Origin of the sequence: Pelotomaculum isophthalicicum JI (assembly GCF_029478095.1) — a bacterium.
Lineage (GTDB): Bacteria > Bacillota > Desulfotomaculia > Desulfotomaculales > Pelotomaculaceae > Pelotomaculum_D > Pelotomaculum_D isophthalicicum.
The window spans coordinates 1-20,392 of record NZ_JAKOAV010000010.1 but is presented as its reverse complement, the minus strand read 5'-3'; the positions used below and the strand labels follow the sequence as shown (position 1 = coordinate 20,392).

General features: G+C 45.2%; 25 protein-coding genes. 18 read left to right on the top strand and 7 right to left on the bottom strand.

Features of this window, described 5'->3' with window-relative positions; translation table 11 throughout:
• Positions 1-136: 136 nt before the first annotated feature.
• The gene (locus tag L7E55_RS07035; RefSeq protein ID WP_277443404.1) at positions 137-715 is read right to left on the bottom strand and encodes a hypothetical protein; all 579 of its coding nucleotides are present in this window, start codon (positions 713-715) and stop codon (positions 137-139) included.
• A gap of 358 nt (positions 716-1,073) precedes the next feature.
• Entirely contained in the window at positions 1,074-1,598 is a 525-nt protein-coding gene (locus L7E55_RS07030) for a hypothetical protein (RefSeq protein WP_277443402.1), read from the bottom strand.
• 216 nt (positions 1,599-1,814) lie between these two features.
• On the opposite strand from L7E55_RS07030, the gene L7E55_RS07025 reads away from it, so the two are divergent.
• Together L7E55_RS07025 and L7E55_RS07020 are read left to right on the top strand one after the other, a co-directional pair.
• Complete coding sequence (locus tag L7E55_RS07025) at positions 1,815-2,378, top strand: RNA polymerase sigma factor (protein ID WP_277443401.1); 564 nt, start codon at positions 1,815-1,817, stop codon at positions 2,376-2,378.
• Positions 2,368-3,102, top strand: coding sequence for a DUF4367 domain-containing protein (locus L7E55_RS07020; protein WP_277443400.1), 735 nt, complete (start codon positions 2,368-2,370; stop codon positions 3,100-3,102). The genes L7E55_RS07025 and L7E55_RS07020 overlap by 11 nt, the downstream gene beginning before the upstream one ends.
• Before the next feature lie 10 nt (positions 3,103-3,112).
• On the opposite strand, the gene L7E55_RS07015 is transcribed toward L7E55_RS07020, so the two are convergent.
• From L7E55_RS07015 to ylbJ, 3 genes are all read right to left on the bottom strand, one after another.
• Complete coding sequence (locus L7E55_RS07015; protein WP_277443399.1) at positions 3,113-3,550, bottom strand: PIN domain-containing protein; 438 nt, start codon at positions 3,548-3,550, stop codon at positions 3,113-3,115.
• Positions 3,537-3,782 (bottom strand): DUF6364 family protein, encoded by a 246-nt coding sequence (locus L7E55_RS07010; protein ID WP_277443398.1) that lies wholly within the window; start codon positions 3,780-3,782, stop codon positions 3,537-3,539. The genes L7E55_RS07015 and L7E55_RS07010 overlap by 14 nt, the downstream gene beginning before the upstream one ends.
• An 84-nt stretch (positions 3,783-3,866) precedes the next feature.
• Positions 3,867-5,114, bottom strand: coding sequence for a sporulation integral membrane protein YlbJ (gene ylbJ, locus L7E55_RS07005; protein WP_277443397.1), 1,248 nt, complete (start codon positions 5,112-5,114; stop codon positions 3,867-3,869).
• Positions 5,115-5,323: 209 nt separating this feature from the next.
• On the opposite strand from ylbJ, the gene L7E55_RS07000 reads away from it, so the two are divergent.
• The 14 genes from L7E55_RS07000 (at position 5,324) to L7E55_RS06935 (ending at position 15,676) form a co-directional block, all read left to right on the top strand.
• Positions 5,324-5,833 carry a YceD family protein gene (locus tag L7E55_RS07000; protein WP_277443396.1) on the top strand — a complete coding sequence of 170 codons (510 nt, stop codon included), beginning with the start codon at positions 5,324-5,326 and terminating at the stop codon, positions 5,831-5,833.
• 47 nt (positions 5,834-5,880) lie between these two features.
• Positions 5,881-6,060, top strand: a complete 180-nt coding sequence (rpmF, locus tag L7E55_RS06995; RefSeq protein ID WP_277443395.1) for a 50S ribosomal protein L32 — start codon at positions 5,881-5,883, stop codon at positions 6,058-6,060.
• Between the two features lie 145 nt (positions 6,061-6,205).
• On the top strand, positions 6,206-6,781 hold the full coding sequence (gene fapR, locus L7E55_RS06990) for a transcription factor FapR (RefSeq protein ID WP_277443394.1): 576 nt from the start codon (positions 6,206-6,208) through the stop codon (positions 6,779-6,781).
• Positions 6,778-7,806, top strand: coding sequence for a phosphate acyltransferase PlsX (gene plsX / locus L7E55_RS06985; RefSeq protein WP_277443393.1), 1,029 nt, complete (start codon positions 6,778-6,780; stop codon positions 7,804-7,806). The genes fapR and plsX overlap by 4 nt, the downstream gene beginning before the upstream one ends.
• Positions 7,787-8,782: a beta-ketoacyl-ACP synthase III gene (locus L7E55_RS06980; protein ID WP_277443392.1), complete on the top strand. Its 996-nt coding sequence runs from the start codon at positions 7,787-7,789 to the stop codon at positions 8,780-8,782. Before plsX ends, L7E55_RS06980 begins: the two co-directional genes overlap by 20 nt.
• A 96-nt stretch (positions 8,783-8,878) precedes the next feature.
• Positions 8,879-9,832: an enoyl-[acyl-carrier-protein] reductase FabK gene (gene fabK, locus L7E55_RS06975; protein WP_277443391.1), complete on the top strand. Its 954-nt coding sequence runs from the start codon at positions 8,879-8,881 to the stop codon at positions 9,830-9,832.
• A complete protein-coding gene (gene fabD / locus L7E55_RS06970) occupies positions 9,826-10,770 on the top strand; it encodes an ACP S-malonyltransferase (RefSeq protein WP_420852020.1) in 945 nt (314 codons plus the stop codon). The genes fabK and fabD overlap by 7 nt, the downstream gene beginning before the upstream one ends.
• A 1-nt stretch (position 10,771) precedes the next feature.
• A complete protein-coding gene (gene fabG / locus L7E55_RS06965) occupies positions 10,772-11,518 on the top strand; it encodes a 3-oxoacyl-[acyl-carrier-protein] reductase (RefSeq protein WP_277443389.1) in 747 nt (248 codons plus the stop codon).
• Between the two features lie 62 nt (positions 11,519-11,580).
• Entirely contained in the window at positions 11,581-11,811 is a 231-nt protein-coding gene (gene acpP, locus L7E55_RS06960) for an acyl carrier protein (protein WP_277443388.1), read from the top strand.
• Between the two features lie 63 nt (positions 11,812-11,874).
• The gene (fabF, locus tag L7E55_RS06955; RefSeq protein WP_277443387.1) at positions 11,875-13,113 is read left to right on the top strand and encodes a beta-ketoacyl-ACP synthase II; all 1,239 of its coding nucleotides are present in this window, start codon (positions 11,875-11,877) and stop codon (positions 13,111-13,113) included.
• Between the two features lie 26 nt (positions 13,114-13,139).
• Complete coding sequence (rnc, locus tag L7E55_RS06950) at positions 13,140-13,850, top strand: ribonuclease III (protein WP_420852017.1); 711 nt, start codon at positions 13,140-13,142, stop codon at positions 13,848-13,850.
• Positions 13,851-13,913: 63 nt separating this feature from the next.
• A complete protein-coding gene (gene ftsY, locus L7E55_RS06945; RefSeq protein ID WP_277443385.1) occupies positions 13,914-14,828 on the top strand; it encodes a signal recognition particle-docking protein FtsY in 915 nt (304 codons plus the stop codon).
• A gap of 220 nt (positions 14,829-15,048) precedes the next feature.
• Positions 15,049-15,276 carry a type II toxin-antitoxin system Phd/YefM family antitoxin gene (locus L7E55_RS06940; RefSeq protein ID WP_277443383.1) on the top strand — a complete coding sequence of 76 codons (228 nt, stop codon included), beginning with the start codon at positions 15,049-15,051 and terminating at the stop codon, positions 15,274-15,276.
• Positions 15,260-15,676 carry a PIN domain-containing protein gene (locus L7E55_RS06935; RefSeq protein WP_277443381.1) on the top strand — a complete coding sequence of 139 codons (417 nt, stop codon included), beginning with the start codon at positions 15,260-15,262 and terminating at the stop codon, positions 15,674-15,676. Before L7E55_RS06940 ends, L7E55_RS06935 begins: the two co-directional genes overlap by 17 nt.
• Before the next feature lie 6 nt (positions 15,677-15,682).
• On the opposite strand, the gene L7E55_RS06930 is transcribed toward L7E55_RS06935, so the two are convergent.
• On the bottom strand, positions 15,683-16,456 hold the full coding sequence (locus L7E55_RS06930; protein WP_277443380.1) for a LytR/AlgR family response regulator transcription factor: 774 nt from the start codon (positions 16,454-16,456) through the stop codon (positions 15,683-15,685).
• Between the two features lie 165 nt (positions 16,457-16,621).
• Positions 16,622-17,032, bottom strand: coding sequence for a Spo0B domain-containing protein (locus L7E55_RS06925; protein WP_277443378.1), 411 nt, complete (start codon positions 17,030-17,032; stop codon positions 16,622-16,624).
• A 263-nt stretch (positions 17,033-17,295) separates the two neighbouring features.
• On the opposite strand from L7E55_RS06925, the gene L7E55_RS17695 reads away from it, so the two are divergent.
• Both L7E55_RS17695 and L7E55_RS06920 read left to right on the top strand, forming a co-directional pair.
• On the top strand, positions 17,296-17,511 hold the full coding sequence (locus L7E55_RS17695) for a M48 family metalloprotease (protein WP_420852016.1): 216 nt from the start codon (positions 17,296-17,298) through the stop codon (positions 17,509-17,511).
• A gap of 427 nt (positions 17,512-17,938) precedes the next feature.
• Complete coding sequence (locus tag L7E55_RS06920) at positions 17,939-20,287, top strand: Ig-like domain-containing protein (protein WP_277443377.1); 2,349 nt, start codon at positions 17,939-17,941, stop codon at positions 20,285-20,287.
• Positions 20,288-20,392: the final 105 nt, after the last annotated feature.

Genomic DNA, 20,392 nt, shown 5'->3' with positions numbered 1-20,392 from the left:
CCGCTGGTATTTCATCCTTATTAACAAATTTGGGGACCTGTTATAAGGTTCTCCAACAGGAAAGTTAAATCATCTTTTTAGACCAGGTAAAAAGAGGTAATAGAGTTATGAATAAAATGCTCTTTATTAATAGTTTTTAAAAGCTATCGTCTGTAGTGAAAGAAGCATTCCATCCATATTTTGAGTCTATTACCTTATGAGAAGTAGTTGCTCTGCAAGGTAAGATTGGTCCACCAACATTGCTATAATATAAATGATCACAATAAGCTGTTACTTCACCAACATCTGTATCACTAGCTGAATCCTCAGCTTTTTTCGTGCCATTTACATATAGTTTTACGTATGCAGATAAATAATCAGAATTACCATCATGTGCATAAGTATATGTTGTTCCTTCAGCTTTAGGCCCAGAACCAGTTAACCAACCAAAAATATAATAGTACCACCAAGCATCTGTAACTCCTCCATAATTACCGTTATCGAATTGAGTGCTTTTTATACTTATAATGCTCTTATCAATTTTTCCTTTTTTATGGATTATTAAGTTTCCATCTTTATCAAAAATTTTTAATTCTCCGTCTCCTTTACCATAAGTATCTCCTACCTCGATTTGATCATTTGAAGTAGGAACAACATCAAAGTTTTTTGCATGGGCAGCAAATGGTAAACTTAATAATAAAGCGACACATAAACATAGAATAGTAAGCCTTTTCATTTATAAAACCTCCTTAATTGTTTTTTATTAAATCAATTTTCAAAGACCAAAAGTTGTAATTTGCAAAGCTGTCCAGGAAATTAACACCACAATATATTGATTTTTCTGGATACTGCGATACTAGCATGTAGTTGAAATCGGATCTACTTGTTAACATTTAGACAAATTGTTAGTACCGGTATATTTAAATAGTGGTTTGTGCAGGCTAAATGCATGTGCTTGTTGTTGCGACTTCCCCGGATTGCCTCACGAACCACTTAAAAATTGTCCATCGGATTCACCCCCTTATTGTTGTTGAAATTGGATTCAACCCCCCTTTTATGGTAAGGTAAATCCTAATAAATTTAGAAGGTAATGCTCAAATTGTTTGCTGGTGTGTATATGAATTAGTTGTTTCAATAGTCCCATTATTATCTATTCGATGGTAACTTCTGACCCTATAAGTTCCAGAGGAAAGGGTCCCAGAGGTTCCTGTGCAAATGACATCTGAATCGTAATAGTTGCAATTATCCCATCTCTTTACCACAATCCAGCCAGTGCCATTATATTTTTCAAGATAAACAGTGACTGCGATTTTTTCAACGTCTGTGTATGCTCCGGTTTCTCCCTTAACGCTTATAGTATTATTAGTGTTAACAAACATTAAGCTTTGGGCTTTTGATAAATAATTAAATGACTGTGGAGTAACAACGCCGTCCCCTCCGTTTTTTGCTTCTGCAAGGCTAGACGACAACAGAAACAATAACATTGAAATCAAAATCATGAGCCTATAGCATCTTCTCATAAAAATCCTCCTTGAATTTGTTTTTATATAATAGACTGTTAATATCAACAATGGTTGCATGCCAATAGAAATTTTTATAATAATTAATTTATCATTCATCTTGCAATTTCTCTTCATAATCTGATTTACTTACTATGGCTTAGCTATAATTATAGAATGCCGGAATTTCTTTTTCGCATTATTAGACTAATTTCGACAAGTTTCATCAATATGCATATAGAACCCAAGAATATATTACTATTGTATAAGTATTAAAGGATACCTCTGAATTCTGTCGAAATATATCCTGTAGCTGATAAACTGGAGGAATGTGTTTTGAGTTTTTTCCCATTTGACAAAAATAAGAATCGTTATGAAATAGCGGAATTCATTTTTAAAAATTATTATAAAACCGCATATTATACCGCCTACCAATACTGTGATAATAAATTTATAGCTGAAGAAGCCGCCCAAGAAACTATTTTCAAGGCCATAAATAATTTTGACCAGCTAAAAGACTCGGGTAAGCTGGAATCATGGTTAAAGACTGTAGCAAGAAATGCTGTGTTTGATTTACTTAAAAAAATGGGTAAGGAAAAACCATATGATATTAACGACTTTGAGGATATGGGAATCAACCCTTTATCTATAGTTGAGAATGAGGAAATTATTATGGAAATACGGCGAATTATAAGAAGTTTAGAAGAACCTTATCATGCTACCATTGTTTTATACTATTATAAGGACATGAAAATAAAGGAGATATCGTCCATCTTGAACATTCCAGAAGGTACAATTAAGTCTATTTTGTATCGGGTTAGAGATAAGATTAAGAGAGAAATGATTAAGAAAGGATTTATTGAAGGATTAGGGGAAGGTGAAGATATTAATGAATCCTAAAACCGCAATGGACGACCTTATAACACAGGCAGCGAAGGCAAATATTAACGAAGAGTTGTCAAAGGAGATCAATCTGGATAGGGAATGGGTTAAATTTAAAGGAAAATATTTTCCGCGAAGAGACTATTTTCTTATAAGAAAAAGTATTGCTATAATAGTTCCTGTTTTATTCTGTGTTGGGATCTTATTAAGTTTATTGTTTCCCGTTCAGGCTAGGGCTATAAGTTTAAAGTCTTTAGAATTTTTTAAATCATTTATAGTTGGAAAAGTTCAAACTGTCGGTACCGATTATGCTGACAAAAGCTCTACCGGTAAAAACATAAATAACTTAAGTCCGGATATTATCGAAAAGATTCAATCCGCACCATTTAAAATTCTTTTGCCCGTTGATCATCTAGAAGAATATCACATTAAGTCTCTTTCAATGGATAAACTTGGTGACTCTACTGATGTTTTAATAAAACTGGCTGCAAACGATAACCGTAAAATTAACATTCAACAGACCAATATCACACAAGGCTTTAGCCAGGGTCTTTCTTTTGATAACGAGGATGCCGTTCTTAAGAAAATAAGAATCAATGGACAAGAGGCAACGTTAATTACTTACAAAAATCAGCGTGTTTCACTGGCTTGGATTGATAGTGATGTTTTTGTGTCTATGGATGGCAATGTTAGCGAAGAGGAAATACTCCGGTTGGGTAGCAGTATGTGTAGGGTTCCTTAAGAGCTATTTTTCAGTCTTTCCGGTCAAACGGGTTTTGAACCGTTACGTTCCCATAAACCTGTCCGCTGTTCAAATCTTCCGTCCAAAGGACGGTGCAGCCGGTTTTACAGGCGCTGTTTATAATCATTGCATCCCAGAAAGAAATACCGTACTTTTGTTGAAAATAAACGGCTTCAATTATATCCCCGACACCAGGGACATGATGGGTCCATTCACCCAAATCAGAGATAATCTTTAACGCCGTCTCAGGCGGCAAGGGGGTTGACGCTTTTTTTGTCACCGTTACGTAAAGTTCCTGCAAAACCTGTATGCTGACGCATCCCCTGTTGTTTTCCCAAAGATTGGTTATTAACTTCCGGGCCAGGTTTTGTTTTATTCCATTTTCTTTGTCATATGCATACACAAAAACGTTCGTGTCGACGAATTGACGCCCCTTATCTGCGTTCATGCAGATCCTCCCTGGTCCATGAAGCTTTGCCTTTGCATATTAAATCGAAACCTTTTTTCATGAGCTCTATTTGGTTGGTTTTTGCTTTTTGGTATGCTCCGTCCTTTTCAACAATATCTTCCAGGTGCCGTGACAGCAACCCGGATACCGACGTGTTTTTTTCCACCGCTATATGCTTGACCTTCTTCAATATTTTCTTGGGAATGGATAGAGTAATATTCTGGTACTCCACCTCAATCACCTCCACATAAATTAGTATATCACGTAGATAAGTGGAAGACAATAGAACTCCTAGCAGCACCAAAGATAGCCAATATTATTTGTTTTTCCAAGTCAATATCTTAATATTGCTGACAAGATTGAGCATCAAAGCGATAAGAATTATTATCACCAGGGAAATAATGAAAAGGCCGAATAGTTTAAGGTTGAACATAATAAAACTAAAATTCTGCCACTTGGCCACGGTTGCCATCGCCGCAGTGGCCGGTTCCAAAGGGCTGCACAATTGGAATATAATGTAGCTGTACAAGCCAGCGAGAAAACAGTGGGCGACGCGGGTTATAATAAAGGGGTGCATTCGGATATCAGTATCGCTGATCATACTAGCCGCCTGGGCGTGTACGGACAGACCGCTCCAGGCCAGGATCATTCCCACGGCAACCACCTGTTGGAGCAACGGGACCGTCGTCTCACTGGCCAGTTTTGAGCCAATGGTCATTTCAAAAAAGCCACTGGCCAAAGCTGGCAGTATCTCCGGGGAAAATCCCAAAGGTAGAAGAAAGACGCCGAGGCAACTGGCCAGGCTGTTAATAAAACCGGCGGCAGTCAGCATTTTAATGATTACGGCGAAAAGGATGATGAATCCACCTATGTTAAGCAGGTTGGTAACGGCGTTGCGCACCGCATCCCCAATAATTTTCCCCAACGGGCGATTATCTTGCCGTTGTACTTGAAGCAACTGCCGGAAAGCATGACCTATCAGCCCGCTGCTTTTAGCGGACGGTTCGGGTATGCGTTCAACATCGTTGCGGGCATGGAAGCGCAGGATAAAACCCAGGGTAATATTGGACAAATAATGCGCGCCGGCAATAATCCAGCCAAGCGCGGGATTGTTGAACATGCCCACCGCGACCGCGACCAGCATGAAGAGCGGGCTGGAATTATTGGTAAAAGACATCAGCCGCTCGGCCTCGACCCTGGTGCATAGCCCTTGTGAGCGAAGCCTGGCGGTAACCATGGAGCCAATCGGGTAGCCGCTGCTGAAGCCGACAGCCATTACGAAAGAGCCTGCGCCGGGCACGTTGAATAGCGGGCGCATCACCGGTTCCAGCAGCACTCCCATAAAATGGACCACCCCGAAGCTCATTAACAGTTCGGATGCGATAAAAAAAGGCAAGAGCGAAGGGAAAACGATATTCCACCAGGTTTTTAACCCCATAACCGCGCCGTCAAACGCGATACGCGGCTGAATTACCATCGATAGCACGAAAAGAACCGCTAGTGTCGTCCATAACAGCCTATAATAATCATTTGATTGACCTGGCAGTTTACGGGGATATATCATACTCCTCACTCCTTACCCCTTTCCTTTAATAATTTAAAATGTATTAATTAATTCATAGGGTTATGTTTTTTTATTAAGGTATTGGTTAAAAATGTTTGTCATATATTTACAAGGTATTGAAAACTGATTTGCCGAAAGACAGGAAAAATCTTGACAAAGCTGCGATATCTTATATATAATTCTTCATGTTGAATATGGGGTGGAACTTTATGTTGCAACTGGATGTCGGTATGCTGAAAAAGGCGCCGGGGGATTTTCAACCTTTCAATTTGTCAGCGGTATTGCCCTCTTTTGAGCTGCAGGGGGAAAGTATGAATTTCCCCGGTCCGGTAAAAGCCAATCTGGTTGCCACTAACAATGACTCAACAATAGTGGTCGAGGGAGAAGTGTCCGGCAAGTTAACTCTTAATTGCAGCCGTTGCCTGGATACATACGACTACATCTTCGAAGTTCCTTTTCGCGAAACATATGCCCAAGCGTCGCAAGACAATGAAGGGGAAGTTGTGTCTTTCAGCGGTGATATTCTTGATATCACTCCTGAAGTCTTAAACAGCATTATTCTCTCGTTGCCGATGAAAGCATTATGCCGCGAGGATTGCGAGGGGCTGTGTCCAAGATGCGGCTGCAACCTTAATAAAAGCCGGTGCGATTGCTCAAACGAAGAAACAGATCCGCGTTTTAGTGTTTTGAAGAAGTTGTTGAAAGATACTAATCAGTAACAATTTATATTTTGGTAAAATGCGAGAAAAGGTAAGGGGTGTTAACAATGGGAGTACCAAAAAGGAGATCTTCCAAACAGCGTGGAAGACAACGGCGCGCAGCCAATGTGAAACTGGAAGCACCGGCGCTGGTAAGTTGCCCGCAGTGCCGTGCTATGATTATGCCTCACCACATGTGCCCGGAATGCGGGTATTATAAAGCCAGAAAAGTCGTAGAGATGAAATAAGTCAAAGAATTTTTATTATAAGCTTTAAGGTTGCAAGACCTTGAGCTTATTTTTTTCCATTTGCTTGCCAAGCGGCATCTAGTACATTATACTATTTTTAGCACCTGGTACTAAAAATATATTTCAGTTTTGAGGGTGAGGGGTTGTGTCTCGGGAAAGTGCCGGTAAAATTGAAAGATTGCGGCGTCTTGCCATGTATCTGGACAGGGACCCCTTTTTGACCGATGAAGATCTGGCACAAATCCTTAAGGTCAGCATACAGACGGTTAGGTTGGACAGAACGGTATTAAAAATACCGGAGCACAGGCAAAGATTAAAAAATGTGGCCATGGGAAAGGGAACTCCACCCAGGACGCTGTCCGGAGGGGAAGTAGTGGGGGAACTGCTGGATTTGGATGTCGGTCACAACGGGACGTCAATCCTGTATGTCACCTCCGACATGACGCTCAGTAAAACAGGAGTTCTCAGAGGCCATTATCTTTTTGCGCAGGCTAACTCGCTGGCCGTCGCGGTAATCAATGCCGAAGCGGCTTTAACCGGTATTTCCAGGGTGAGTTTTAAACAGCCGGTTTACTGTGGAGAAAAAGTACTGGCAAAAGCGGTTATAAAATCAAATAAAGGGAATAAATACATGGTAAAAGTTTCCTCATATGTTAAGGGGGAAGTTGTGTTTTTAGGTAAATTTATAGTGTTCGCGATAGCGGAGGAGGTACCGCAGTGAAAATCGCTGTGGATGCTATGGGCGGTGACAATGCCCCGGTTGAAATAGTCAGGGGCGCGCTGCAGGCTGTTGCAGAGTATGGGGTGGCTGTTACCTTGGTGGGAGATGAAAAACAGGTGCGCGCCGAACTCGGGAATTGCGCGGCAACTGATCTGGTGAACGTTGTCCACGCTCCCGAGGTGATCGAGATGAGAGATCACCCGGCTGTCGCTGTGCGGCGTAAAAAAAATTCATCAATAGTTATGGCGACTCAGTTGGTCAAGGAAGGCAAAGCCGACGCTGTAGTGTCGGCAGGCAGCACCGGCGCTTCCATGACGTCAGCTTTGCTCAGTCTCGGCAGGATCAAGGGTATCGACCGTCCGGCTATAGCCGTGGTGCTGCCAAGTGAGAAAGATTTCACCCTGCTCTTGGATATTGGAGCCAATGTGGACTGTAAACCGCATAATTTGTTCCAGTTCGGTATGATGGGCTGCCTGTATGCTCAAAAGATTCTTGGAGTTGATAATCCCAGAGTTGGCCTTTTGAGCAACGGTGAAGAAGAAACTAAAGGAAACGAAGCAACGCTGGCGGCGTTTCCGTTGCTGCAAAAAGCGGGAATTAATTTTATCGGCAATGTAGAGGGCAGGGATATTTTCCGTGGTACCGCGCACGTACTGGTTTGTGACGGTTTTCTAGGGAATATTGTCTTAAAAACGGGGGAAGGGCTGGCAGAATCTCTCTTCAAAATTATGAAAGAAGAAATTGCCAAAAGCGCTTTGGCAAAACTAGGTATTGTATTAGCCGGAGCGGCCTTAAAGGGATTTCAAAGACGGATTGAGTATACCGAATACGGCGGTGCTCCTTTATTGGGGGTAAACGGAGTGTCGGTAATTTGCCATGGCAGATCCACGGCTAAAGCGATAAAAAATGCGATTAGGGTAGCGATGGAATCAGTTGATAATTATCTGGTGGACTCTATCAGGGATAGTATTACGTTTGCCGAAAAGAAAGAGGTTGATTGCGCCAATGCACAGGGAAGTGGTTAATGCCGGAATTTTGGGGATTGGGACCTATGTACCGGAGCGAATTCTTACCAATACAGAATTGGAGAAAATGGTAGATACCAGCGACGAATGGATTCGTTCCAGGAGTGGAATATGCGAAAGAAGGATTGCCGGACCGGAACAGGCCACTTCGGATCTGGCTTCAAATGCTGCCAGGCGGGCGCTTGCTGATGCGGGGACAGCGCCTGAAGAAATTGATCTGGTTATTTGCGCCACAGATACGGCGGATATGATTTTTCCGGCTACCGCCTGCCTGGTGCAGGACCGAATCGGAGTTAAAAAAAAGGCGGGGGCCTTTGACCTGGCGGCCGGGTGTACCGGATTTATTTACGCGCTTACCGTGGGCAGCCAGTTTATCGCTGCCGGAGCCTGCCGGAGAGTACTGGTGATTGGGGCCGAAACCATGTCCAGAGTCATTGACTGGAAAGACCGGAGCACCTGTGTGCTTTTTGGTGACGGCGCGGGCGCGGTGGTTTTAGGGCCGGTATCTACCGGGGAGGGTATTTTAGCTACCAAGCTATACTCCGATGGTTCCGGAGGACCCCACCTGCTGCTTCCAGCCGGGGGTTCCAGGCGTCCGGCCAGCAGTGATACATTAAATAGCAGGCTTCATTATTTGCAGATGAACGGTAGGGAAGTTTTTAAATTCGCGGTCAGAGTTATGGGGGAGGCTGCTGAAGAAGTCATTGCTGAAGCCGGGCTTAATAAATCAGATGTTGACTTTTTTATCCCCCACCAGGCGAATATCCGGATCATTGAACCGGCTGCCAGAAGGCTAGGCGTACCTATGGAAAAGGTAATGGTCAACGTGGATCGGTACGGTAATACATCGACAGCCTCAATACCGCTGGCGTTGGAAGAAGCTGTACGTGGCGGCAGGATTAATAAAGGCGACCATGTTGTCGTGGTAGGTTTCGGTGCGGGTTTAACCTGGGGCGCAGTAGTAATTAAATGGTAATACTTTTCATGTAAGTAAATTTATGGTATATTCTTTTTATAGTTATTTTTTATTATAATAAATGATTTTAAATTATTGTACAGGGGGCGGGGGGTATTGTTCCGTACCGCATTATGTGACTTGTTGGATATTGAGTACCCTATTATTCAGGGCGGTATGGCCAGAGTGTCCACTGCCGAATTAGCCGCTGCGGTTTCTGAAGCGGGCGGGCTCGGAATTATCGGATCGGGCACTATGCCTGCTGATTGGCTCAGGAAGCAAATTCTTCTGGCCAGACAATTAACCAAAAAACCTTTCGGCGTCAATGTGATGCTGCTTTCACCTTATTTGGAAGACATAATGACCCTGCTCAAGGAAGAGCCTGTGGCTGTGATTACCACAGGTGCGGGAAATCCCGGCAAATACGTTCCTTCTTTGCGGGAGGTGGGCACGAAAGTAATACCGGTGGTATCTTCGGTAGCGCTGGCGAAAAGGCTGGCCCGCACCGGTGTTGACGCCCTGATCGCCGAAGGCATGGAATCAGGGGGGCATATCGGGGATATAACTACCATGGCCATGGTTCCGCAGGTGGTGGATGTTGTTGATATTCCGGTGATAGCGGCCGGCGGCATTTTCGACGGCCGGGGGTTTGTAGCCGCGCTGTCGCTGGGAGCGGTGGGAGTGCAAATGGGTACCCGCTTTATGTGTGCCAGTGAATGCACAATCCACCCAAATGTAAAAGAAGCGATTATTAAAGCCAAAGATCGAGACACGACGATCACCGGCGCTTCACTTGGACATCCGGTGCGATCATTGCGAAACAAGTTCACCAGGAAATACAAGGAGCTGGAAAATAAAGGAGTGCCGGCGGATGAGCTTGAAAAGTTAGGCGTGGGCAGCCTCGCGGCGGCCATGGTTGAAGGGAATGTCGAAAACGGTACGGTCATGGCCGGACAAGTTTGCGCCATGGCAGGCAAAATTCAAACTTCCCGCGATATTATCTTAGAAACATTGGAAGAAGCCGAACAAGTAATTAGCAATATTAGCAAACTGGTGGTGAAAAAATCTTGAAAGTGGCTTTTGTCTTTCCAGGCCAGGGCTCTCAAAGTGTGGGGATGGGCCGGGAGTTTTACGAAAACTATCCGGAAGCTCGCGCTGTTTTTGAAAAGGCTGACCAGGCTCTGGGGTTTTCTATTTCTGAAATGTGCTTTGCCGGGCCGGAAGCGGAATTGAACAAAACGATCAACACCCAGCCGGCGGTTCTGACTGTCAGTGTGGCCTGCCTGGAAGTGATGAAAAAGGCAGGCGGTTTGGCGGCATCAGCCGTGGCGGGGCATAGTCTGGGTGAATACAGCGCCCTGGTGGCTGCGGGATCGTTATCCTTTGAAGATGCTGTGCGGCTGGTGCGCAAGCGGGGCCAGTACATGCAGGAAGCTGTTCCCCTCGGTGAGGGAGGGATGGCCGCTGTCATGGGACTGTCCGGCGAAGAGGTCCAGGAAGTATGCCGGAAAGCTTCCAACGCTGGAATTGTCGAGGCGGTAAACTTGAACTGTCCCGGCCAGGTGGTTGTGGCAGGGGATAACAACGGATTAAAGGCTGCCGGGCTGCTGGCCAAGGAAGCCGGGGCCAAGCGTTTTATACCCTTGACGGTTAGCGCCCCCTTTCATTCAAGCATGATGAAGCCTGCCGGTGAAAGACTGGCTGCTGACCTGGACAAAACATCTGTCACTGATCCGGATGTGCCGGTGGTGGCAAATGTTACTGCTGATTTTGTCCGCACCGGGGAGGATGTTAGGGCTTTATTGGTTCGCCAGGTCTACAGTCCGGTTCGCTGGGAGGAGAGTGTACGCCGGCTCGTTTCCGCCGGAGTGACAACCGTTGTCGAGATTGGTCCCGGCAAGGTCTTGAGCGGTCTGGTGAAGAAAATTAGCCGGGATTTGCAAGTATGCAATATTGAAGACCCGGCTTCTTTGGAAAAAGCCCTTGCGCTTGTCGGGGAGGTTGGCTAAAATGGTTCTTAACGGCAGAACTGCCATTGTCACCGGAGCTTCCCGCGGTATTGGACGGGCTATCGCCCTTAATTTAGCGGAAAAAGGGGCGGCGGTGTTGATAAATTACGCGGGCAGGGCCGACGCGGCGGCGGAAGTGGCGGAAACCATCAGAAGCGCCGGCGGACGTGCGCTGGTCTACCAGGCCGACGTATCCAGTCAAGCAGAAGTAGAAACCATGGTAAAAGCAGCCCTGGCGGAGTTCGGGAAAATTGATATCCTGGTGAACAACGCCGGCATAACCAGGGATAACGTTGTTTTTCGCATGAAAGAAGCGGAATGGGACGCGGTTCTCGGGGCAAACCTGAAGGGAGCTTTCAATTGTATAAAAATCGCCGCTAAAAATATGTTTAAGAACCACTACGGACGCATTATAAATATCAGTTCGGTAGTCGGTTTGACCGGTAACAGCGGCCAGGCGAATTACAGCGCGGCTAAAGCGGGTCTGATTGGCCTGACGAAGGCCATGGCCAAAGAGCTTGGCTCACGAAATATCACTGTTAACGCTGTTGCGCCTGGTTATATCGACACGGAGATGACTATGGCGCTCGCGGAGAATGTTAAAGGAAAAATGCTGGAACAGATTCCGTTAAACAGGTTCGGTTGTCCGGAAGAAGTGGCCGAGTTGGTGGCGTTTCTTGCTTCTGATGTGGCCGGATATATCACTGGGCAGACCATAAACGTGGATGGCGGGATGTTATGTGTATAGTTTGTTATGTATGAGAAATAAACTGATTCTGGTTAAGCAGCGAAAGGGGGTGAATGTTCATCATGTCAATAGTTGACAAAATTAAATCCATTATTGTTGAACAATTGGGTGTGGAAGAAGATGAAGTTATACCGGAGGCGTCCTTTGTCGATAACCTGGGAGCTGACTCCTTAGATATTGTTGAATTGGTTATGGCTCTTGAAGAAGAATTCGATCTGGAAATCCCCGACGAGGATGCGGAAAAAATACGTACTGTAGGCGAGGCTATTAAATATATCCAGGATCGCCAGTAATTTTAAGTAGTCGTAAGTCCCGGGGGTAACCGCGGGACTTTTTTGAAGAGGGAGGAGTCTATCTTGCGTAAGCGGGTTGTAATTACCGGCCTGGGGATCATCTCTCCGGTAGGTACGGGGCTGGAGCAGTTTTGGCCCTCTATAACCGGCGGGGTTTCCGGGATCAAGCGGATAACCAGGTTTGACACGACTGGTTTCAGCACTAAAATAGCGGGTGAAGTTGCTGATTTTGACTACACCAAGTACCTAAATAAAAAAGAAGCCCGGCGTATGGACCGCTTTACCCAATTCGCGGTGGCGGCTACCGGTATGGCGCTTGAAGACGCGGGCCTTGACCTGGAAAAGGAGAACAGAAACCGGATTGGAGTGATCATCGGGTCGGGAATAGGCGGTATTGAAACACTGGAGGAACAAGCCAGAGTATTGGCTGAGAAAGGACCCGGCCGGGTCAGTCCTCATTTCGTGCCGATGATGATAGCCAATATGGGGGCAGGGCAGGTGGCTATCAATTACCGCCTGTACGGTCCGAATATCACCAGCGTCTCGGCGTGCGCTTCCAGTTCCAACGCGCTGGGAGACGCTTTCAAAATGCTGCAGTGGGGCCATGCGGATGTAATGATTTCCGGAGGCACCGAAGCCCCGCTTACTCCTTTGGCAATGGCCGGATTCTGTTCCATGAAGGCCATGTCAACCAATAACGATGAGCCGGAAAAAGCGAGCAGACCTTTCGACGCGCATAGGGACGGTTTCGTGTCGAGTGAGGGCGCGGCTATATTGGTGCTGGAAACTCTGGATCACGCCCTGAGCAGGGGGGCCAGGATTTATGCCGAGTTTGCCGGATACGGCAGTTCGTGCGACGCTTATCACATGGTCGCGCCGGAACCTGAGGGGCGCGGGGCGGCCAATTCGATGCTGGAAGCGATCAGGGACGCTGGTATTGAAGCTGAAAAGGTGGATTACATCAACGCTCACGCGACATCCACTCCCCCTGGTGATAAAGCTGAAGTAACAGCAATTAAAAGTGTATTCGGAGCACATGCCCGGAAATTGGCCGTCAGTTCAACGAAGTCGATGACCGGCCACCTGTTGGGCGCGGCGGGCGGCCTGGAAGCAGCCGTATGTATTTTAGCCATCAACAGAGGGATTATACCGCCAACAATAAATTATGAGTACCCCGACGCCGATTGTGACTTGGACTTTGTTCCCAACACGGCGAGGCAAGCTGAAGTGAATGTGGCTTTATCCAATTCTTTCGGGTTTGGCGGGCATAATGCCACCTTGATATTCAAACGATATTATTAAACTAACACCCTAATAGGGTTTAGGGGATGAGCCCGGTGTCTAAAATAAAGGACTGCCGGTCCCGCTTGAGAAGGCGGCTTGGTATGGACTGGCGGGATGATAACTTGCTTTCGGTAGCCTTGACGCACAGTTCGTTTACTTACGAAAACCGCCATACCGGGGCAGAGAACAACCAGCGTCTGGAGTTTCTGGGCGATGCTGTGCTTGAACTGGCTGTAAGCGATTATTTGTACCGGAATAATCCGGGAAGGGATGAAGGAGAGTTAACCAAATTGCGGGCGGCGATAGTTTGTGAACCTTCCCTCGCGAGAGTCGCCGGCGGTTTGGAATTAGGCCTTTGTCTAAGTATGGGTAAAGGAGAGGAGCGGTCCGGGGGCAGGGAGCGCCCGTCAATACTCGCCGACGCTTTTGAAGCATTGTTGGGAGCGGTTTATTTGGACCAGGGACTGGACCGGGCTGCCGAGATCGCCATCCGCTGTTTGACGCCGGTCATAAGTGACGTCATGGAAGGGCGGTTGGAGCGGGACTATAAGACTGAGCTGCAGGAACTGGTGCAGCAACGCGGCGGTGAGACGGTGCAATATGTAATTTTGAAAGAAGATGGCCCTGATCACGATAAGACTTTTACAGCAGGTGTGATCTACCAGGGTCAAATGTTCGGCACGGGAACCGGCCGTTCCAAAAAAGACGCGGAGCAACGGGCAGCTAAATCAGCGCTGTCAAAAATCAGCAAGTGATATCGTTAACGGAATTTTAAATAATATGTTAAATTAATAAAAACGGAGGAAAATAACAGATTAATGGGTTTTTTTAACCGCTTAAAAGAAAGCCTTACCAAAACCCGTCAGGGTTTTGTTGAAAAAATAGATAACCTGGTTCACCGCCACAAAGCTATCAATGAAGATCTTTTTGAAGAGCTGGAAGAATTGTTGATCCAAGCTGATGTCGGAGTGAATACCGCCCTTGAACTAGTGGAGAGGGTGCGTCGCGCTGCCAGGGAGCGACGGCTGGAAGACGCCGGGCAACTCAAACAAGTACTGAAAGAACAGGTCAGCGACATGCTGGAAAAGGGTGGTTCAGCGATAAATTACCGCGCCGATCCCCCGACAGTGATTGTCGTTGTTGGAGTTAACGGGGTGGGCAAAACCACAACTATTGGAAAATTGGCATATTGGTGCAAATCAGAAGGTAAGAAAGTAATATTGGGAGCCGCGGACACTTTTCGCGCCGCTGCCATAGACCAGTTGGAGGTTTGGGGCAACCGTGTAGGAGTGGAATTAATCAGGCACCAGGAAGGGGCCGATCCCGCCGCAGTCGCCTTCGATTCCTTGCAGGCTGCGAGGGCGCGCCGGGCTGACGTTTTAATTATCGACACCGCCGGCAGGCTGCATACGAAAAGCAACTTAATGGAAGAATTGAAGAAAATTAACCGGGTATTAGACCGTGAAATACCTGGGACGCCCGACGAGGTGCTGCTGGTATTGGACGCCACAACCGGCCAGAACGCTGTCAATCAAGCCAAACAATTTAGCGAAGCAGTCGGCATAACCGGGATAGCCCTAACTAAACTGGACGGTAGTGCCAAGGGTGGCGTAGTGATAGCTGTAAACCAGGCCTTAAATATTCCCGTGAAACTAATCGGTATCGGTGAAGGTATAGAGGACTTGAGGCCGTTCAATGCCGAAGAGTTTGTGGAAGCGTTGTTTTCTTCATAAACCGCCAAGATATTAAACCAACGGCTCAAATGATAATGACTAGTGACAAGAGAGAGCTTTTATTAAAGCTGTCTCTTGTTTGCTTATTTGACTGGGTCAAAATTACTGGTTAGGCAAATAAAATTTATATAATCGAACATTTTTATGACTAAATCGCACGATTTGCGTATAATAATAATGAAGATATCAATATAATATTTCGCACAAGGGAGGTTATCCTATGTTAATCACTGCCACTGAGTTTAAAAATAACATCGGGAAATATCTGGCGCTCGCTTCCAAAGAGGACATTTACATTACCAAAAACGGAAAGAGCGTCGCAAAGCTTACCAATACTAATCAGGACAAAGTGAAAATGGCCAAATCGCTGTTTGGCATTCTGCCCGCCGGCGCTTCCTTGGAACGGGCAAGAGAGGAGCGTTTGAGCCGCCGTGAACGTATTGATTGACACCAATGTCATACTGGACGCCTTGGTTTCACGCGCTCCTTTCAACGAATCGGCAGAAAAGCTGTTTTTTTTAACCGCCGAAAATAAGATCACAGCATGCATTACCGCCAACAGCGTGACCGACATTTATTATTTGCTGCATAAGCATTTACATGACAATACCCAATGTAGGCAGGCTTTGCTGAAGCTCTTTACGCTCTTCAAAATATTAGACGTTACCGGATCCGACTGCGAGAAGGCACTAGAAATGCCAATGCCTGATTATGAGGATGCTTTGCTTGCCGCCTGCGCCAAAAGGGGAAAGGTCGATTGCATCATTACTCGGAACCAGAAGGATTTTTCCGTCTCGCCTGTTAAGGCGCTGTCGCCCGAAGATTTCCTTAAAAATTATGTAACGTAATTAAGCTTATAAAGTATTACCATTAAATAGACTGCAAAATTCTTCGAACTTTTCCCTGCGCATGGTTACAGTTTGGTTATAATTATAAAAGCTTATTTCATATGCCCTGTCCGCATATGGAGATATTTTTTCCACCAGCTTTACATTAATGATAAAGCTCTTATGACAGCGAAAAAAGTTGGGTTTGTTTAGGGATTTTTCAAAGGTTACCAGGGAATGTGCGGTTTCGAAAGATCCCCTGGTAGTATGGACAATGCTTTTCTTTCCCAACTTTTCAACAAAGATAATGTTCTCTTTCTCCACCAGCACAATTCCGTGCCCGCATTTAAGCATGATCTGGTTGCTGTTGTCTGTTTCAGCCATATTAGTAGCGGAAGTATTGTTATTACGGGTTTTATCAATCATTTTTTTGAATCGCTTTAATTTTTGCAGGGCTTTTCCTACCCTTTCCCTGGTAAAGGGTTTTGCTAAAAAATCCGCGGCGTCCATATTAAAAGCGTCAACGGCGTAATGGGTATGGGCGCTAACAAATACTGCGAAAAGTGAGGTAAATTCGTTCTGTAACTGGTGAACTGCCGAGAGACCATCTATACCCGGCATCTGAATGTCGACAAAAACAGCGTCAGGAGATGTTGCCTTAACAACCTCTATCAGTTTTTCCCCGTCTGCTGCTGTTCCCACCACTGCAACTTCCTCAAAAGAAGACAAGTAATTTTTCAAAAGATTACAGATAGGCTCGTCGTCCTCTGCAATAACAACTTTTAATTCTGGTTCCCCCATCTTTGCCTGTAACCCCCAAATAAGCAATCTTGCGAGTGAACTATTAAATTAGCGATATATATATTTGCATGTACCATGACGATAAAACTAGTGCCTGTATCCTTATCAGGAGTAACCCCTGACCAACCCAGATAACAATTTGTTAAGATCTGATGCCTCCTTCTATTAGCAATTAACAGGCCTGTCGAGATCTCTTTTAATATTGTTGATATATATTTCTGCTTCTTGTATGTTTTTTTCCTCTAAAAGCGCGGAGAGAATCTGGATGTGATTGATAAAATCGTGGCGCTGAGATCGGATGGCGTAGATGCGATCCTGCATCTCAAGCGCCATTTGCTCCTGTGCTGTTATAGCCGCTTCCCGCCCCGCGACCCGTAGTATTCTCCAGAGTATATAAAAGCTGATTAATATTGAGAGAGTTAACAAGATATCCAACGTATTGATTATTTCAATTTCGTCTTCAATACATGAGTTATGCAGTTTTAGGTAAATAATACCGGTCCCACAACCGTAAAAATGGATGTGGAGGCCAAAATTTTTCGATGAACCTTGAAAACCGATCGCCAGTTGTGTCAAAATAGACTTGGATTTGTTGCTCGTAACAGCAAATCCGATGACTGGCGTTGAATAAGTATCTAACCATTTCGTGGTGGGATAGGGCTTCTTCGGCGCCTTCTTTATTGCATTCCCACCTTGCGTAGCATAATAAGGTTTCTACGGTAAAAAGTAGTTCCATGTGTGCAAAATGTGCTTCTTTCGACCGTGAATGGCAGTTTGTGAGTCCCAGCTCCTGTTTAACCGTGCGATAAAACACTTCAATACGCCAGCGCTTGACATAATTGCTTGTACTATATTCTGGCCGTAAAAATGAGTTTGAGGCAGATGAATTTGCGTTCAAACTTGGCTACGGCCATGGACTAACAGCTACACTTGACATAATAGCTCAACACCCGCCCGCACATGGGTTATGGAAGGCGCTTTACTCTACTCACCCTGATACAAATGATAGGATTGGAAAATTGCAGATATTAGGGGTTGAGTATAGTAGATACTAAAATAAATAACTCAACTTTCTCTTTTCTGGTGTTTTGGCAAGGAACCGGGGCGAGGAAGCGAGTCTATCTTGACTCATAACAGTTTATGCACCTATTGGATGAGTAGGTTTAAATCCGACCTCTTCTTCCCGCTAAGTCAGGGGATTAGGAGCGCGTTCCAGAATACAGATTCTTATAGAGAAATTGAAGCGAAAAACTTTGTAATTATATCGTTAAAATTATGAGGTTATTCTTAATAAATAAATTCACTAACTAATTCCCATAAGAAAATTTTTAATTCTATGAGAAACGAGCTTTGTAATTTAGTACCGTTAAAGAATCCAGTTTTTACCGGGCAACTAACTTAATGGAAAATTGGGGGTGCGATAACATTTTTCAACTTGGGTTGAGGAAGTAACTAGTTAGAATATTTAGGAGGGAGTTATAAGTGAAAAAAATTATTTCGTGCTTGATTTTATTTGCTTTTATATTTGCATATCCACTTACCTTATTTGCGGCAACAGCAGTACCGGTAACTAATGTAAGCTTGAGCTCTAGCAGCCTGAGCATGAAAGTCGGGGAAACAAAAAGCCTGACAGCCAGCGTGACACCCAGCAACGCGACCAACAAAGAAGTAAATTGGAGCTCCGACAAGAAAGCCGTCGCCACAGTAGACAGCAGCGGGAAAGTGACAGCAAAAGGCGCGGGGACAGCCAACATCACCGCCATGGCTGTCGACGGCAGCGGTAAATACGCGAAGTGTGCCGTGACAGTGACAGAGGTACCGTCCGGGCCAGTATTAGTAACCAATGTAAGCTTGAGCTCCAGCAGCCTGAGCATGAAAGTCGGGGAAACAAAAAGCCTGACAGCCAGCGTGACACCCAGCAACGCAAGCAACAAAGGAGTAAACTGGAGCTCCGACAGAAGCGCGGTCGCCACAGTAGACAGCAATGGCAAAGTGACAGCAAAAGGCGCGGGGACAGCCAACATCACCGCCATGGCTGTCGACGGCAGCGGTAAATACGCGAAGTGTGCCGTGACAGTTAGTAATACAAGCGGCCCCCAGGTTACAAGCATCACAGTTAATAATGGTAATCCTATCATCCTTGGGCAGAACAACAACCTCGTACCAATAGAATTTACAGGGAAAGCAGATGCGGGTATCAAGCAAGTACAATTTTATGTTGTTAAAAACGGCACCGAATATCTGAAAGAAACTATAATACCGCCAACCGAAAAATTTAAGCCATGGGATATTAGTTATACAACTCCGGGGACATATCAGGTCAAGATCGTTTTGACAGATTCTAATAACGCCAAGGGGGAACTAAGCAAGACAGTAGAAGTCAAGCAAATCGTAAGTGTTGATAAGCCACAGATAAAATCTTCTGATGTAACACCGGAGGAAGGAATAGCAGGGAGTCAGTTTACCTTCACGGCTAAAGTAAGCAATAAGCCGGATCTAGTCTACATCCAGTTTGACGATGGAGAGGGCGACTGGTTAAGCAAAGACACTTGCAAGAGTAATTTTGCCATGCAATTAAAAAGCTCTAGCAGCAATGAGGGAACTTACGCATTAGCAAAAACGATAAGTACATCCGGTCAGCCCAGCACATATCAAAGAAAATACAGGGTATGGGCGGAGAATACAGCCGGGGAGACTAATAAAGAAGGTTATTTCGTTGTAAAACCAAGCTCTACAAGCGGTCCCCAGGTAAACAGCATTATTGTCAATAATGGGAACCCCATCATCCTTGGGCAAAATAACAATCTCGTACCCATAGGGTTTACAGGCAAAGCAGATGCGGGTATCAGGCAAGTACAATTTTATGTTGTTAAAAACGACACCGAATATCTGAAAGAAACTATAAGCCCACCAACCGAAAAATTCCAGCCATGGGATATTAGTTACACGACACCGGGGACATACCAGGTCAAGATCGTGTTAACTGATTTAACTAACACCAAGGGCGAGCTAAGCAAAACAGTAGAAGTTAAACAAGTTGGAGAGACAACAGATAAGCCGCAGATAACATCTTACAATGTAGCACCAAAAGAAGCATCGGTTGGTAGCCAGTTTACCTTCACGGCTAAAGTAAGCAATAAGCCGGATCTAGTCTACATCCAGTTTGACGATGGAGAGGGCGACTGGTTAAGCAAAGACACTTGCAAGAGTAATTTTGCCATGCAATTAAAAAGCTCTAGCAGCAATGAGGGAACTTACGCATTAGCAAAAACGATAAGTACATCCGGTCAGCCCAGCACATATCAAAGAAAATACAGGGTATGGGCGGAGAATACAGCCGGGGAGACTAATAAAGAAGGTTATTTCGTTGTAAAACCAAGCTCTACAAGCGGTCCCCAGGTAAACAGCATTATTGTCAATAATGGGAACCCCATCATCCTTGGGCAAAATAACAATCTCGTACCCATAGGGTTTACAGGCAAAGCAGATGCGGGTATCAGGCAAGTACAATTTTATGTTGTTAAAAACGACACCGAATATCTGAAAGAAACTATAAGCCCACCAACCGAAAAATTCCAGCCATGGGATATTAGTTACACGACACCGGGGACATACCAGGTCAAGATCGTGTTAACTGATTTAACTAACACCAAGGGCGAGCTAAGCAAAACAGTAGAAGTTAAACAAGTTGGAGAGACAACAGATAAGCCGCAGATAACATCTTACAATGTAGCACCAAAAGAAGCATCGGTTGGTAGCCAGTTCACCTTTACGGCAAAAGTAAGCAATAAGCCGGATCTAGTCTACATTGTTGCTTCTCACGTAATTTGACGGTGGGATTCTCACCGTCAATGGCGTGAGAGTTGTTTTGCCAATCAGCCAAGCAAGTGAGAAATGTAACGCCACTCACATGGACCGCATATGCCATTCATTGTG

Coding starts and splice junctions, on each gene's coding strand:
- L7E55_RS07035 (WP_277443404.1), bottom strand. CDS start 715: ATGAAAAGGCTTACTATTCTATGTTTATGTGTCGCTTTATTATTAAGT.
- L7E55_RS07030 (WP_277443402.1), bottom strand. CDS start 1,598: ATGAATGATAAATTAATTATTATAAAAATTTCTATTGGCATGCAACCA.
- L7E55_RS07020 (WP_277443400.1), top strand. CDS start 2,368: ATGAATCCTAAAACCGCAATGGACGACCTTATAACACAGGCAGCGAAG.
- L7E55_RS07015 (WP_277443399.1), bottom strand. CDS start 3,550: ATGAACGCAGATAAGGGGCGTCAATTCGTCGACACGAACGTTTTTGTG.
- ylbJ (WP_277443397.1), bottom strand. CDS start 5,114: ATGATATATCCCCGTAAACTGCCAGGTCAATCAAATGATTATTATAGG.
- L7E55_RS07000 (WP_277443396.1), top strand. CDS start 5,324: ATGTTGCAACTGGATGTCGGTATGCTGAAAAAGGCGCCGGGGGATTTT.
- rpmF (WP_277443395.1), top strand. CDS start 5,881: ATGGGAGTACCAAAAAGGAGATCTTCCAAACAGCGTGGAAGACAACGG.
- L7E55_RS06980 (WP_277443392.1), top strand. CDS start 7,787: ATGCACAGGGAAGTGGTTAATGCCGGAATTTTGGGGATTGGGACCTAT.
- fabG (WP_277443389.1), top strand. CDS start 10,772: ATGGTTCTTAACGGCAGAACTGCCATTGTCACCGGAGCTTCCCGCGGT.
- acpP (WP_277443388.1), top strand. CDS start 11,581: ATGTCAATAGTTGACAAAATTAAATCCATTATTGTTGAACAATTGGGT.
- rnc (WP_420852017.1), top strand. CDS start 13,140: ATGAGCCCGGTGTCTAAAATAAAGGACTGCCGGTCCCGCTTGAGAAGG.
- ftsY (WP_277443385.1), top strand. CDS start 13,914: ATGGGTTTTTTTAACCGCTTAAAAGAAAGCCTTACCAAAACCCGTCAG.
- L7E55_RS06940 (WP_277443383.1), top strand. CDS start 15,049: ATGTTAATCACTGCCACTGAGTTTAAAAATAACATCGGGAAATATCTG.
- L7E55_RS06930 (WP_277443380.1), bottom strand. CDS start 16,456: ATGGGGGAACCAGAATTAAAAGTTGTTATTGCAGAGGACGACGAGCCT.